Origin of the sequence: Methylocapsa polymorpha (assembly GCF_045689225.1) — a bacterium.
Classification (GTDB): Bacteria; Pseudomonadota; Alphaproteobacteria; order Rhizobiales; family Beijerinckiaceae; genus Methylocapsa; species Methylocapsa polymorpha.
Genome location: NZ_CP136862.1, coordinates 1,716,103 through 1,731,233, shown reverse-complemented (window position 1 = coordinate 1,731,233; position 15,131 = coordinate 1,716,103). Strand labels below are relative to the sequence as shown.

11 protein-coding genes and 1 pseudogene are annotated in these 15,131 nt (G+C 59.7%); 2 read left to right on the top strand and 10 right to left on the bottom strand.

The window, feature by feature from the left end; translation table 11 throughout:
• Positions 1 to 74: 74 nt before the first annotated feature.
• Complete coding sequence (locus RZS28_RS08015; RefSeq protein WP_407340794.1) at positions 75 to 1,445, bottom strand: ATP-binding protein; 1,371 nt, start codon at positions 1,443 to 1,445, stop codon at positions 75 to 77.
• Positions 1,445 to 2,122: a response regulator gene (locus tag RZS28_RS08010; protein WP_407340793.1), complete on the bottom strand. Its 678-nt coding sequence runs from the start codon at positions 2,120 to 2,122 to the stop codon at positions 1,445 to 1,447. The genes RZS28_RS08015 and RZS28_RS08010 overlap by 1 nt, the downstream gene beginning before the upstream one ends.
• A 199-nt stretch (positions 2,123 to 2,321) precedes the next feature.
• Here RZS28_RS08010 and RZS28_RS08005 point away from each other — a divergent pair, with 199 nt between their 5' ends.
• Positions 2,322 to 2,837, top strand: coding sequence for a hypothetical protein (locus RZS28_RS08005; RefSeq protein WP_407340792.1), 516 nt, complete (start codon positions 2,322 to 2,324; stop codon positions 2,835 to 2,837).
• A 253-nt stretch (positions 2,838 to 3,090) separates the two neighbouring features.
• Complete coding sequence (locus RZS28_RS08000; protein ID WP_407340791.1) at positions 3,091 to 4,530, top strand: outer membrane protein; 1,440 nt, start codon at positions 3,091 to 3,093, stop codon at positions 4,528 to 4,530.
• Between the two features lie 101 nt (positions 4,531 to 4,631).
• Here RZS28_RS08000 and RZS28_RS07995 read toward each other — a convergent pair whose 3' ends face one another.
• The 8 genes and pseudogenes from RZS28_RS07995 to RZS28_RS07960 all read right to left on the bottom strand — a co-directional run bounded on the left by RZS28_RS07995 (position 4,632) and on the right by RZS28_RS07960 (position 15,089).
• Entirely contained in the window at positions 4,632 to 5,861 is a 1,230-nt protein-coding gene (locus tag RZS28_RS07995) for an MFS transporter (RefSeq protein ID WP_407340790.1), read from the bottom strand.
• Between the two features lie 21 nt (positions 5,862 to 5,882).
• Positions 5,883 to 6,236, bottom strand: a complete 354-nt coding sequence (locus tag RZS28_RS07990; RefSeq protein WP_407340789.1) for a hypothetical protein — start codon at positions 6,234 to 6,236, stop codon at positions 5,883 to 5,885.
• Between the two features lie 2 nt (positions 6,237 to 6,238).
• The gene (gene chrA / locus RZS28_RS07985; protein WP_407340788.1) at positions 6,239 to 7,735 is read right to left on the bottom strand and encodes a chromate efflux transporter; all 1,497 of its coding nucleotides are present in this window, start codon (positions 7,733 to 7,735) and stop codon (positions 6,239 to 6,241) included.
• A pseudogene (locus tag RZS28_RS07980) lies at positions 7,732 to 8,555 on the bottom strand (chromate resistance protein ChrB domain-containing protein). Before RZS28_RS07980 ends, chrA begins: the two are co-directional and overlap by 4 nt.
• Positions 8,556 to 8,785: 230 nt before the next feature.
• Positions 8,786 to 8,959: a DUF6880 family protein gene (locus tag RZS28_RS07975; RefSeq protein WP_407340787.1), complete on the bottom strand. Its 174-nt coding sequence runs from the start codon at positions 8,957 to 8,959 to the stop codon at positions 8,786 to 8,788.
• A gap of 97 nt (positions 8,960 to 9,056) precedes the next feature.
• The gene (locus RZS28_RS07970; protein ID WP_407340786.1) at positions 9,057 to 9,812 is read right to left on the bottom strand and encodes a cytochrome b/b6 domain-containing protein; all 756 of its coding nucleotides are present in this window, start codon (positions 9,810 to 9,812) and stop codon (positions 9,057 to 9,059) included.
• 727 nt (positions 9,813 to 10,539) lie between these two features.
• Positions 10,540 to 13,791, bottom strand: coding sequence for an efflux RND transporter permease subunit (locus RZS28_RS07965; RefSeq protein ID WP_407340785.1), 3,252 nt, complete (start codon positions 13,789 to 13,791; stop codon positions 10,540 to 10,542).
• A 17-nt stretch (positions 13,792 to 13,808) separates the two neighbouring features.
• A complete protein-coding gene (locus RZS28_RS07960) occupies positions 13,809 to 15,089 on the bottom strand; it encodes an efflux RND transporter periplasmic adaptor subunit (protein WP_407340784.1) in 1,281 nt (426 codons plus the stop codon).
• Between the last annotated feature and the right edge of the window lie 42 nt (positions 15,090 to 15,131).

Sequence of the window (15,131 nt, the reverse complement as noted above, 5' to 3'; positions counted from 1 at the left end):
TGGTAATCAGCCGAGTGAAATTCGAGGGCAGATCGTTCGGGACGCAGCTGGTTTTGACCTGAAGATGACGCTCTTCATTCGAGCCGATCGGGAAATGATAACGTAAAGATCGCGCCGCCGCCCGGATTGTCGGCAACGCTGACGGCGCCCCGGTGCAATTTCATGATCTCCTTCACGATCGCCAGGCCGAGACCCGCGCCGCTGGTCTTCGCGCCAGCGCCCCGCCAGAATCGTTCAAATATGTGATCGCGATTTTCCGGCGGTACGCCATGACCGTGATCGGCCACGCCCACACGACCCTGATAGTCGACGCTGACGATCACCTCTTCGCCAGCAGGAGAATGCGTCACCGCATTTTCGATGAGGTTGCGGATCGCGTCGGCGATTGCCTGCGCATTGCCTCTGATCCGAACCGGCTTCTCGGCTCCTTGGAAGGCAAGGAGTCGATGCTGGGCGATGGCCCATGGAGCCATCCCGGCGACAACTTCGGTCGCGACGTCGTTGAGATCGACGCATGCGGAGACGTCGATCGTGATCGAGTCGAGTCGTGCGACACGGAGAAGTTGCTCGACCAGGCGGTTCATCCTCGCCACGTCGGATCTTAGTTTTGCAAGTTCGCCGTTCCCCTCCATCGCGTCGAGCGCAGCGGTCACGATTGCTAGAGGCGTGCGCAGCTCATGAGCGGCGTTCGCCGTGAATTGGCGCTGGACGGCGAAGCCTTGTTCGAGACGATCCAGAGCCCGGTTCACCGCCGTTACAAGGGGCGCTATTTCACTTGGAAGGTCGCCCTCCGGCAGCCGGACCGAGGTCGTCGCCGGGCCGATCGCCGCCGCCATCCTCGAAATTTCCTTGATAGGCTTCAGGCCACCGCGAATCGCAAGAATGGCGGTTCCCAAAGTGATCGCCACGAAGAGTGGAATGGTCCAAACAATGTCGGTGACGAATTCCCACAACAGAGACTCGATGAATGGTTTGGCGCCCGCCGCGCGGCCGACTGTGACCCAAAGTTGTCCGGCGGCGCTGGCGACGGCGAGGTTGAGGCCGTAATATTGCCGCGTCGGATCATTGGCGTCCGGCAACCGGAAATAGCTCGGATCGTCAGTCGGCGCGGGCCAAGCCGCAACCCGATCGCCGAAATCCGTCGGCAGCGCCGCAAGGATCTGGCCGGCAGGCGTTCGGATGGCGTAGATGTCGGCGTTAGAGCTGGCGGCATAGGCCGCAGCGAGCTTCGGCGGCAAATCGAGACGTGGTTTGCCTGCGCCGCCGATTGTGACCGACCGGCCCAAATCCTTGGCGCGCTCGCTCAACTCCCGATCTTCGAGGCTGTCGGCCGTTGCGTAGGCCCGCCAGATCAGGCCTCCGGCCGCCGCGGAAGCCGCGACCACGAAAAGTATTGCGAGCCTTATCGCAAGGCGAAACTGCAAAGAGCGCGCGCGGCCTCGCATCAGCTCTTCGCTTCCGTCAGTATGTAGCCAATGCCCCGAACCGTATGGATCTCGGCCGTCGCTCCCGCCTCCATGAGCTTGCGCCGAAGATGATGGATGTGCACCGGGATCGCATTGGACTCTAACTCGTCGTCGATGCCGTATAGTTTTTCTTCCAGAACGGCCTTGGGCACTACACGGTCGAGGCGCCGCAGCAGGTGCTCCAGAATTGCGGCCTCGCGCCTGGCTAGCGAAAGCAGATGACCGTCAATTTGCACATCACGTCCTATGCTGTCGAAAACCAGATTGCCGGCGCTCAATTTCGTTCCAAGAGCGCTGCCGGGCCGACGCAGTAAGGCCTTAGCTCTCGCGATGAGTTCGACCATCGCGAATGGTTTAACCAGATAATCGTCGGCGCCTGCGTCCAGTCCGATGACGCGATCTTCGACCGCATCGCGCGCCGTCAAGACAAGAATAGGAATTGGATTGCCTGTCGACCGTACTTCATCGAGAAGGCTTATCCCGTCCCTGTCGGGCAACCCTAGGTCGAGAATGGCGATATCGTAAGGATTGAGCGAAAACGCCTCTCGGGCGTCGGCGCAGGACGATACCGCATCCACGACAAAACCCGCCTTCTCGAGGGCGCCTTCGAGGATTTCAGCAATTCTAGCTTCATCTTCGACAATCAAGACGCGCACGATACACTCACTCGATTCACTGTCGGGCAAACCATCCCAACGCAGCACAAATCGTTTATGGCAGATTTAAACTGAATTCTTCTGTCTCATTCATTCCCATAACACTGCCTTAAACGGCAGGGTCCAGGAAACGGTCGATTTTCGTCGGTGGGTTCCGCCACCGTCGCCTCTTACCGATAAGAACCTGGAGAATGAGTCCATGAGAAAAGATATCGCTACTGGCGGGTTCGCGCTTTCTTTGCTGGTCGTCTCCGCTTTGGCGGCCCATGCGGAGACCAACGAAGACAAAGGCGCCGCACTGGCTAAGGCCCTTCCGCAAGCTTCCGTTTCCTTGGCTCAAGGCCTGAAAGCGAGCGAAAGCGCGGGAACGCCGATCTCGGGCAAATTCGAAATCGACGAAGACGCTCTTCAATTGTCAGTTTATACGATGAAGGGGGACAAGTTCAGCGAGATCATCGTCGATCAGAAATCGGGCGCCATCAAGAAAACCGAAGCGATCACGGATGCCGAGGATCTGAAGGATGCAGCAGAGCAGAGCGCAGCCGTTGCGCAGAGCAAGATTTCTCTCGAAAACGCTGTTCAGGCCGCCGTGGCGGCCAATGCCGGCTACCTGGCGGCGAGCGCTATCCCGGCGCTGACGGGAGAACATCCCGTCGCCGATATCACGCTTATCAAAGGCGAGGACGTCAGGAAGGTCCAGCAAAAGCTCGATTAATCCCCGAGGGCCGGTAATTTGCAGCGGTTTGGGCGAACCGACAATTTGTCGATTAAGAAAACCATCCTGGCCTTATGGGAGAAATGGGGCGCCGCTGCCCATGATTGTCGCCAATTGACTTGAAGGATCCGAAGCATCCTTTATCAGTGCTGATCCAGCCCGCACACGGACTATAACGACTCGAGGAACCACGCTTTGCGTAGCCGCATCTGATCTGCGGAGAGCCTGCGATAAAACGGAACGAGAGCCGTTCATGAAATCGAAATCGGCAAGAGCGCAGACGCGACCTTTGCCGGGGATGAGCCTCGCGGCGTTCCTCGTTCTGCTTCTATCGTCGCCTGCCTCCGCAGGACCGCCGTTCCTCACCGACGACCCGGAGCCCGTCGATTATCTGCATTGGGAATTGTACATCTTCTCGCAGGGAACGCATGCGATGGGCGAGACGAGCGGCGGGGCGCCCTCCTGCGACTGCAACTACGGCGTTCTGCCCAATGTTCAATTGCATGTCCAACCAGGCATGGCCTTCCACCGAGCCGAGGGCGTTCCGCTCCAGTGGGGACCGGGCGACACGGAATTCGGCGTGAAGTACCGCTTCATCGAGCAGGACAAGAACAGCTGGGTTCCGTCGGTTGCGCTCTACCCATTGTTGGAGGCGCCCACGGGCGACCGCGCTCGCGGACTCGGCGCCGGCAGGACCAGAGCTTTCCTGCCGCTATGGGTTCAGAAGGATTTCGGCGACTGGACGACCTACGGCGGCGGCGGTTACTGGATCAATCCCGGCCCCGGCAACAAGAACTACTGGTTCATGGGCTGGGTAGTGCAGCGCAAGATTACGGACAAGCTCGCGCTCGGCGTCGAATTGTTTCATCAGACGCCCAGCGAGATCGGCGGCGTGCATTCGACGGGATTCAACGTTGGCGGAATTTACGATCTCACTGATCACTACCATTTCCTCTTTTCGGCTGGAAAAGGTTTCCAGCACGCGAGGGAGACGAACGAATTCTCTTGGTACATTGGGCTCCAGGTGACTGGCGGAGGAGAAGCGCCCAAAGCCCAGGAATCAGCGCCATCCTCGAGCTCGCCGGCGTCCTTTGCCTGGACGGGCTTCTATGTCGGCGCCGCGGCAAGTTACGCATGGGAGAAGGTGCGGGAGAACGATTTGGTGGGCCACACCCTGGCGTCCTATTCGAGTTATTCGCCCAAGGGCGCCGATTTCGGCGGGCTCGCTGGAGTCAATTTCCAGTTCGGTTCTGCTGTCGCGGGCGTTGAGACCGATGTCGAGGCTGGCGGCGTGAATGGCCGTGAGGCGACCTCGACTATCGGGATGTCTCTCCAAAATAATGTGCGGGGGTCGGTCCGCGGTCGCATTGGCGTGGCTACAGGACGGACCTTGCTTTATCTGACCGGCGGAGCAGCGCTCGCCAACTTCTTCGCCAACGCGCTCTTCGAGCCTTTCAGCCAAGCGCGCCCAGGCTGGACGCTCGGCGCAGGCATAGAACACGCCGTCACCGACCAGTGGTCGGTGCGACTTGAATACCGTCACAGCGATTTCGGCGCGGCGAACTTCGTTTCGAGCAATTTCGACGGCAATTCCTATCACCTCCGCATAAGAGACGACTCCGCGCGACTTGCGGTCGCCTATCGTTTCAGCTTCTCCGAGCCGGAACCGGTCATCGCAAAATCAAAAAACTAGAGGTCCGTCTCGGAGCCGATATCGGATTGCAGCGGATGCGCAACTCTCTTCTGAACCTTTCGTCGAAGGGCGCCGTCCAAATTGATAGTCGCGGCCGGTCGTCAATTCTCCTCCGGCGGCTTTAGCTCACGAAACTGTTCGAGCAGGAGAACGTCATAAGCGATCTTCAGCGCGCCGCAGATGATGAGCGGCGAAGCTTGCCATGAAAAGGAAAAGAGCGCGCCGGCCAGCGCAGGACTCACCGACGCCGCGAGGCTTCGAGGCACTGAAGTAAAGCTCGCAGCCGCCGTCCGTTCCGGCTCGGTCACCACCGCCATCACATAGGACGAGCGCGTCGGCACGTCCATCTGCGAAAGAGCGGCGCGCACGAGCAAGAGAGCGAGGGTTATCGTGAGAGACGGCGCGAAGGCGGCGAGGATCAGGCATAGGCTCGATGGGAGATGGGTGAACACCATTGTGTTCACCAGTCCGAAGCGCTTCGACACACGCGCGGCGACCGGAAATGAAAAAGCCGAGAGCACGCCAGAGCAGAAGAAGAATATGCTCGCCGCCGAGAGAGACATGTCGAAGCGCGAGAATAACCAGAGAGCCAGGAGCGATTGGACGACGAAGCCGCCGGCGAAGGCGTCGAGACTGAACAGGGCGGCGAGCTTGTAAACAATGGCTCGAGAAGGGCCCAGCGCCGCCTTCGAGGCATGCTGCGCAGCTGGCGGCCGGCGCGGCATGCGCGCGTAAAGAACTGCCCCGAAGAGGCCCAGCGCCGCATAGAGCAGGAACATCGCTTTGATGGCCGTGAGTTCGGAGAGACCTATCCGCGTAAGAAAATCCGGCATTGCGGCGGTCAAGGCGCCCGCCGCGCCGGAAAGCCCGCCGATCAGGCTGTAGCGCGCGAACATACGGGTGCGATCCTGGTCCGGCGTCTCACGCGTCAGCACGGCATGTTCGATCGGAACGAAAGAGCTGGCGCTGCCACCAGAAGGATTCACCGATCCGACGAAAGCGATGACAAGCAAGATCGCGTAGGCATCAAAGATCGACAGGGTGAAGCCGGTCGCCGCCATCAAACCCGCGGCGGCGAGAAGCAAACGACGATGGTCATGACGAACGCCGAGGAAGCCGATGGCGAGAGTCAAAACCGCCGAGCCGGCAAGCGCCGTCGCCGCCATCGCGCCGATCTCAAAGGGTGAGAAGCCGAGTCTGGTTAGATAGACGGGCAGGAGAACCGCCACGAACCCGTCGCCGAAATCACGCAGCGCCCGGGCGGCGAGCAACAATCGGAGAGGGCTGCCGATCGCATCAAATGATTTGGCTGCGCAAAGCTCCGTCATCATCTTCCGTCGAGACCCCATCGATCACTTCAGGAAGCCATCCAAACCCAAGTCGTCCGACGCCCCGATGACGAGTTTTACCGCGGAACCCTTCTTCCATACGAAATAGCAAGCTTCTTCAGAAGAACTCTCGGTCACGCAGAGCTGATCCTTGACGACCTTCCATGTGTTGGTGACTTTCTTGCCCATGCTCGTCCCTTGAACGACGCCGTTCGCTCTGTAGTTGTAAGCGAAGTGCGCTTCGTCGCTGAACTCCTTGCCTGAGAACGCTTGCCGAATCTGGGCGCCGCTGAGCTTCTTGAAGCCTTCCGCCTGCGGGGAAGCAGCGAACGCCGGGGCGGCGAGGAGGAAAGTCGAAAGCAACATGCGAAGAAGCATTTTCAATCCTTCATGATGACGGTCGGCGTATTCAGCACGTCAATATGCGTATGTTGCAGCGATCTCGACGCCGCTGCCTGCGAACTGCCCGGAGCGGCGGCACTCCCCGGCGTGATTGCTCCGGTGAGAAACAACAGGATGCCCGCCGCCGCGCAGCCAGCAAGCGTTTGCAGCAGGCCGGCCTTGAATTGGAAAATGGCCAGAACCGCGCCGACGGAGAGCAGCAGCGCCCACGCATCGATGCTCGCCAAAATCGGAAGATCGAAGGCGAAACCGAGCCCGCGCACGGGAACGCTCTGGCGAAAGAGGGTATGGATCGAGAACCAGATGGCGAGGTTGAGGATGACGCCGACGACGGCCGCGGTGATGGCCGAGAGCGCGCCCGTCAGCGCTTTGTTGTCTCTGAGTCGTTCGATATAGGGGGCGCCGAGGAAGATCCACAGGAAGCATGGGGTATAAGTGACCCAGGTTGTGAGCAGGCCGCCCAACGCGCCCGCGACCAGTGGCGGCAGCGCGCCGGACTCGCGATAGGCCGCCATGAAGCCCACGAATTGCAGCACCATGATCAGAGGGCCGGGCGTCGTCTCCGCCATGCCGAGACCGTCGAGCATTTCGCCTGGCCGCAGCCAGTGAAAATGTTCGACCGCCTGCTGCGCGACATAGGCGAGAACCGCGTAAGCGCCGCCGAAGGTCACCACCGCCATTTTCGAAAAGAACATAGCGATCTGCGAGAAAACGTTCGCTTCCCCAAGGAAGAACAGAAGCGCGGCGACCGGCGTCAGCCAGACCGCGAGCCAGATGGAAGCGACTTTCAGCGAATGGCCGGCCGAGATTTTCGCATGGTCGGGCAATTCCTCGCCGAGCAAGCTGTCTTGGCTTGCGTTCCCGCCGTTCGTCCCGTGCCCGCCGCCGCTTGCGAAGGCTGGATGACCGGCGCGGCCGCCGAAATAGCCGATGGCGCCCGCCGCTAGGATGATGATTGGAAACGGAACGTCAAAAAAGAAGATGGCGACGAACGCCGCCGCGGCCAGGCCCCGCATGATGTTGTTGTTGAGCGATCGCTTGCCGACGCGCGCCACCGCTTGCAGCACGATCGCCAACACGGCCGCCTTGAGGCCGAAGAATAAAGCCGCCACGAGACCGACGTTGCCGAAGGAGGCGTAGATCAGGCTCAGGACCATGATCGCAATCACGCCCGGCAAGACGAAGAGACCGCCGGCGATGATTCCGCCGGGCGTCTTGTGCATCAGCCAGCCGATATAGGTCGCGAGCTGTTGCCCCTCGGGACCGGGCAGCAACATGCAGTAATTGAGGGCGTGAAGGAACCGGCTTTCAGACACCCATTTCTTTTCCTCGACGAGAATGCGGTGCATCATCGCGATCTGTCCGGCCGGGCCGCCGAAACTCAACAGAGCGATGCGCAGCCAGACGCGGGTCGCCTCGCGCATCGTGACGCCGTGGCTGGTCTTGCTGCTTTGGACGCCTGTCATGACGTTCATTTCTTGGCCTCGAGCTTGGCGGTCGGCGAGTTATGGGGTTCGTCAACACCGTCGCGGGCCCAATGATAGAATGCGTCGTAGAGAGCAAGCCCCGCTTCGAGCTGCTCCAGATCGTCCGAGTAAAGAGTCGAAAGACCCAAAGACGCCGCGAGCAGGCCGGCGGATTCCGGGGCGAGATCTGGACGGCCGGTATCAGCGCCCCTCACAATCAGCGCGAGGCGTCGCAAAGCTTTGGTTTCGAGCCCAAGCTCCTCAATCAGCGCATCGAAACTGCAAAACTCTCCGCGATGGTTCCAATGCGCGCCTTCGATGTCGAATGGCGCCGCGTTGAAGCGCTCGGCGACCGCGAAGACTTCCGAGGCGGCGACATACAGGAACACCGCATTTGAATCGACAAAGCGGCGAATGAGCCAGGGGCAGGCGATCCGGTCGACCTTCGGCCTCGCGCGCGTGACCCAAATCGTGCGGCCGAGCGCGTCGCGCGGCGGCAGCTTGGCTTCCGCAATCAGGGCAGGCCCGCCGAGGCCCAGGCGTCGTGGCCGCCTTCGAGCGTGATGGCGTCGGCTCCGGCGTGACGCAGCCAGGCAGCGACGCCCTCACTCATCTTCGCACCCGTCTGGTCGGTCACGATCACCGAGTGTCCGACGAAGGCAGCGGCCCATTGCGCGACAGAGGCGGCGTCGCGACGCACCGCGCGGGGGATAAAACGCGGGTCGGCGGAAAATTCCTCATCCGTGCGCACGTCGACGAGCGCGGCGCCCTTCGGAGCGCCGTTCAGGCGAGCGAGATTATCGGGAGAAATCAAGGCATATGCAGACATGCGGCGTCCTTAGCTGAAGAAGCTGGACGCGATGCTTGGGCATGTCGCCTCGTGGGGAGATCGCGATCCCCATAGCGGCAATGAAATAGAAGCAGCACTGCACTGTCAATACCTATATCGACATCGTCAAGAATGTCTCTTGTGGGTTACCTGCGCGGCCTGACAAGGCTCCAGAAGCCGCTTTCCGCCTGTGCGTTTTCGACAGCGCGGCGCGATAGGTCTGCTGCGGATCAATCGAGCCTGCAGCATCTTAATGCGTAGCAAGCGCATGGAGTTTTTCCAGATACCTGGCAAGCATGGCCATGGGCGGAAGACCGCGCCCGATCGAGGGTATCGTCTATGAGAACACGGCACAAAATCGAGGCCGCCGCCGGATGATCGGGCTCCAATGTTTCGGCCGCCACCAACAGCGCCTCTAATGGCGGCCGTCCCAATCGGCGCGCGGACGGAGAGCAGTCCGCAATGGATCATTAGAAGAGGAGCGAAGATCCCAGGCGGATGTCACGGGGCGTCTGGCGGCTTCCTCGTGAGGATCTTGCGGCCCGTGAACATGGCCGACGTGATGCTGCCGCCCTCATGAAGCTCGGTGAGAACGACCGCGATGATGTGAAGCGTTATGACGACTGCCAAGGCGTAAAATGCAAACTCATGGACTTGGACGAACGGCGCGCGGAATGCGCGCATAGCTTGATATGACGCCTTGTCGATCAAGTCGGAGGCGCCGGGCTGAACCGATGTCGGGTCAACTCCCGGAGCGGCTACCCATTGTGCGAACCAGTGCCCGAATGGCGGCCAGAACAGGTCTGTTCCGGCGATGACGAGCCCGGTTGTCAATTGGATGAGCAGGAGCAGGAAAAGAACGGAAATTCCGATGCGCGCCAGCGGATTGTGTCCGACGAATTGTTGCGGCTCGCCGGACAAGAAAGACAGCACATAGGCGCGCAAGGACGTCAGATAGCCGGAGCCGCCCGGCAGAATGCCTCGCCAGCCTGTATAGCGGTCGCCGTAGAACGCCCAAATGAACCGCCACAGAAGATTGATCGCCATGACGTAGCCGAACGACGCATGAATGCTTTTCAGCAAGATCTTGCCTCCAGCCGAAAGTCCTAGAGCGTCGTCGTTGAGGATGACGAGCCCGGTCGCAATGAGCGCGAGAACGGCGAGCGCATTGATCCAATGAAACCAACGCGTAGGCGCGTCCCAGGCAACGAACTCCTTATACTCGGAGATGACATCGGGAGATGGTCGCTGCGTCATGGTCGAACCTCTTGAAGTGCATTTGGCCGGAGCCCGTCGCAGTCATCCTTTAATTACACCCTTGGCTGGGAAGCGCCCAGCGGTCCAGCACATAAAAGCCGAGGTTACAGCTGGCCTGACTGAAAATGACACCCTCTCGCTGCTCAAATCCTCTGCCGATATCGCGAAGGCAGAATCACAACAAGCGATTAGAGGAATCCGCGCAGGTGGAGAGCAAGAAACGGAAACCGAACGATTCGCAAAGTGGTGCTAGGTAACCGTAAAGCCCTTCGTGCGGCAGGTAATCGAAACGCATGACAACCACCACGCCCAAATCGAGCAGTTGCTCGAAAAAGCCAAGAAGGATTGACGGTCGCGGTAGGGAGTTGGGTTTCCCCACGCCCCTACCGCGACCGGATTGACCCGCATGGTTGGGCAACTGAGGCCCTGTGTTTGCCAAGGATAAGGGGAGTGCCGCCGGCCCTGTATCCTGAGCGTCATGTGTCGTAGACTGAAATTACGATGCGGACGCCCCACCTGACACTTTCATCGGCATGCGCTTCTGGTTCGCCAGCGGTCGGTGCTTGCCAATGTCATGCGGGCTCATCTGGCCGAATTCGCCGGGCTTGAGGGTTCGGAACGGGATCGCTACGGAGTTCAAAACTCGACGGACCGCCCATCGAAAACGCGGCGCAAACCCATATGTTCCTCATAATAAGATGCACGGCGACACCCGCTATGCTGGCCCCTATTCAATGGCTGGGTCGCGGTGCAGCTTCTGCTCCGGTAAAGAAGTTACGTTAGCGGGGGCTTTGCGCTGACCGAAGCGAGCATAGAGCGCCGGCAAGACAAGCAATGTAAGCAGCGTCGCGCTGATCAAGCCGCCGATTACGACCGTCGCGAGAGGCTTTTGCACCTCAGCCCCCGTTCCTGTCGCTAAGGCCATCGGCACGAAACCGAGGGAGGCGACAAGTGCCGTCATCGCGACCGGCCGCAGTCGGGTGACAGCGCCTTCGTAGATAGCCAGCGGGAAAGGGATCCCCTTTTCGATTAGTTGCTTGATGAAGCTCAGCATCACCAAACCGTTCAGCACAGCCACTCCGGACAGGGCAATAAACCCCACTGCGGCCGAAACGGAAAACGGCATGCCGCGCAGCCACAGCGCCGCAACGCCGCCGGTAAGTGCGAGCGGCACAGCGCTGAAAACGAGAAGCGCATCGCGTGGGGTGCCCAAAGCCGTATAGAGCAGCAGGAACATAAGGAAAAAGCAGCCAGGCACCATGATCATCAAGCGCTCGCGCGCCGCCGCAAGGTTCTCGAACTGGCCGCCCCACTTGAGCCAATACCCCCCAGGAAGTTGAATCTGTTGAGCGACTTTCGTTTGAACTTCTGTCACCAGCGAGGCGATGTCGCGGCCGCGTACATTTGCCGTGACGACAACACGACGCTTGCCATTTTCGCGCGAGATTTGATTTGGTCCCTCCGACAATTCGAACCGCGCAACTTGCTTTAGAAGGACGGCGGACGCCCGTCCGGTCTTCGCCGACGGAGGCAACGGCACAGGCAGGTTCTTAAGCGCCTCCATATTCCCGCGTAGCTGATCGCTGAGGCGAACGATGATTGCGAAACGCCGGTCACCTTCAAAAACAACTCCGGCTTCGCGCCCTCCAATCGCCGCGCCGATCACGTCTTGCACAGCCGAGACGCTGAGGCCAAGACGGGCGATTTCGGTTTTGTCTATCTTGATTTCAAGGAATGGCAGCCCCGTCACTTGCTCGACCTTGACGTCTTCTGCGCCCTTAGCGCCGCGTAAAATCGAGGCGATCTGGTTTGCAGCCCCCAACATCGGCTCGAATTCGTCCCCAAAGACTTTGACGGCGAGGTCACCTCGCGCGCCCGCGATCAATTCGTTGAAGCGCAACTGGATCGGCTGCGAGAATTCGTAAGTGTTGCCTACTAAAGCTCCTATAGCTTCCTCGATCTGGCGCTGAAGCTCGATTTTGGTCAAGTCCGCGTTCGGCCACTCTTCTCTAGGTTTCAGCATAATGAATGTATCCGAGGTGTTGGGGGGCATCGGATCCGTGGCCGCTTCGGCCGTCCCGGTCTTCGAAAACACCAATGCGACCTGCGGAAATCCACTGATGGCTCTTTCAACCATCAGCTGCATTGCTTGCGATTGGGAGAGGGCCGTGCTCGGAATGCGCAAGGCGTTCATCGCGATGTTCTTTTCGTCGAGCGTCGGAATGAATTCCTGCCCGAGCCGGGTAAATAACAGGCCCGCCATGATGAGCAAAACTACGGCCCCCCCAATGAAAGCGAGCGGGCTTCGAATTGCGCGGCTCAGCGCCGGCTCGTAAAGCGCCTTTATCCAACGAACGAAAAGGTTCTCCTTTTCCTGAACGCGGCCGACGATCATGATCGCGATCATCGCAGGAACGAAGGTCAACGACAGGATGAAAGCAGCTACCAGGGCGATGATGACGGTCAACGCCATGGGCTCGAACATCTTGCCCTCGATCCCGGTGAAAGTCAGGAGCGGCACGTAAACCAGAATGATAATGGCTTGGCCGTAGACAGATGGCTTGATCATCTCTTCCGAGGCCTTGATCACCGCGGCGAGACGCTCTGCTTGAGACAACCGGCGCCCACACTCGTGCTGACGCTCGGCCAAATGTCTTAAGCTGTTCTCAGCGATTATGACGGCGCCGTCGACGATGAGGCCAAAGTCGAGGGCGCCGAGACTCATCAAATTCGCGCTGATCTTGCCTTGGACCATGCCCGTCATGGTAAGCAGCATCGCGATTGGGATGACGAGCGCCGTAATGAGCGCCGCGCGAAAATTCCCAAGCAACAGAAAAAGCACGAGGATGACGAGGACGGCGCCCTCGACCAGATTCTTGCTTACCGTCTTCACTGTTGCGTCGACAAGGAGCGTGCGGTTCAAAATCGTCTTGGCCTCTACGCTTGGGGGAAGCGCGAGGTTGATCTCCTTCATCTTGGCGTCGACCATAGCGGATACGCTGCGGCTGTTTCCGCCGATCAGCATCAGCGCCGTTCCGATCACCGCCTCCTGTCCGTTCGCGCTGGCGCTTCCGGTACGCAACTCCCGGCCAATTTTAACCTCCGCAATATCCTTCACCCGAACAGGCACGCCGCCTCGGGTCGCGACGACAACGTTACTGATGTCCTCCATGCTTTCCAAACGTCCCTCCGAACGGACAACATAGGCTTCCCCATTATCGTCAAAATAGCCGGCGCCGCGGCTCATATTGTTGCTCTCGATCGCCGTGGCCACGTCGGCGAAGGACAGGCCGAGCCCAATGAGTGTGGCTGGGTCTGGCTGAACGTGATACTGCTTCTGGAAGCCGCCAATGGAGTCCACGCCGGCGACCCCTGGTACGGTCTTGAGCTGCGGACGAATGATCCAATCCTGCACTGTGCGCAAGTAGGCCGCGCGCTCGAAATCAGTGCTAAGTTTCTTGCCGTCAGGGGTTAGGTAGCTCCCATCGCTCTGCCAACCGGGTTCGCCGTCCGCAGTAGTGGCGCCCTCGCCTGGATGCTTATATTGGGTCGTCCACATATAGATCTCGCCTAACCCAGTCGCGAGTGGTCCCATCCGCGGCTCGGCGCCCGGCGGCAGGATCGCTTTGGCTTCAAGCAGGCGCTCGTTGACCTGCTGACGGGCGAAGTAGATATCGACGTTGTCGTCGAAAACGGCGGTAATCTGCGAGAAACCGTTGCGCGAAAGCGATCGGGTGTATTGAAGCCCAGGAGTGCCGGCGAGCGCGGTCTCGATTGGATAAGTGACTTGCTTTTCGATGTCGTTCGGTGAGAGCGCAGGCGCAATCGTGTTGATTTGCACCTGATTGTTGGTGATGTCCGGCACCGCATCGATCGGCAACTTGGTCAGTGACCAGACGCCGAAGGCGGCCGCGGCAAAGGTGAGCAACGCGACGAGCCAGCGCTGATGAACCGAAAAGGAAAGAATACGAGCTATCATGATATTTATTTCTGGTGCTAATCGCCCTTGCCAAGTTCGGCCTTGAGCAGGAATGTGTTTTTGACCGCAATCTGTTCGCCGGTGGAAAGGCCCGAAATGATCTCGACATCTTGCTCGTCCGACCTGCCGATCGTGACAGCACGTCTTAGAAATCCGTTGGGCGTTCGTACGAAAACCACGTGTTCGCCGCCGATCGTCTGGAGCGCAATGCGCGGAACGCGGACGTCCACAGGCTCTTCTTTGGTCACAATTCTGGCGGTCACAACCGAGCCAGGACGCCAGATCTGCGCCTTGTTGTCGATCTGAGCGATCAAGCGGGCCGAGCGCGTGTCGGGATCCACAAGCGGACTGATGAATATGATTCGTCCGACCCCACGCTTGCCACTGTCTCTTCCACTGGTGATTTCAACCGTCTGGCCTTCCTGGATGACGTCGAGATCTGCTGTCGGCGCCGCTAGCTCGATCCAAACCAAGGAGAGATCGGCGACGGTATAGAGGTCGGGAGGATCGCCCTGGTTCCCGATCAATGTTCCCACGTCCACTTTGCGTTCAATGATGCGACCGCCGATCAGAGAGCGGATTTCATATTCACGCAGACTTGAAACGCCGGATTTAAGAGCGCTCTCTTGCTTTGCGGCCTTCTCCACCTCAGCCGGGTCCAGTTTGAGCGCGGAGAGCTTCTGCCGTGCAAGATCGAGCCTGAGCTCCGCCTCCAGAAAGGTGGCGCGCGATTGAAGATATTGCTGTTCGGCCGAGATCTTTTTGGCCCATAAAATCTGCGCGCGCTCGTACATCGTCTTCCGTAGATCGAAGCCCACCGATGCGGTTAGATATTCGCTTTTTGCGTCCGCGACTTCGCGGCTGTCGAGAACGGCTACGACTTCGCCTTGGGCTACGGAGTCTCCCAATCGTTTGCGCAATTGAGTGACCGTGCCGACCACCCTGCCAGGCACACGGGCGACCAAATCCATGTCAAGGGTGACGGTGCCGGGCACGGTGAGCCGGCGCGCAAGAATGCCCTTCTCGACAATGGCAATCTCGATTCCCTGGGCCTCAATCTGCTCGGAGGCCATGGTAATCAAGCCGTCTGGCGGCTTCCCAGGCTCACCCTTGCTTGCCGACGGCGAGGATGCATCCTTCTGCACGGCCGGCTCGGCTTGCGTCGAAGTCTGCTTCTCGTGCCGGGGCGGAGCTATCCAGGCGAATACGCTTCGAGCCCCCGGAGAGACTTGCAGCGCCACGCCGCCCAATGCGGCCCCTAGGGCCAGAACGCCCATGATTGCGAATATCCGCTTCATCTGAAACATCTCATCTCGCGCAATCCTTCAACTGCGCTTTGC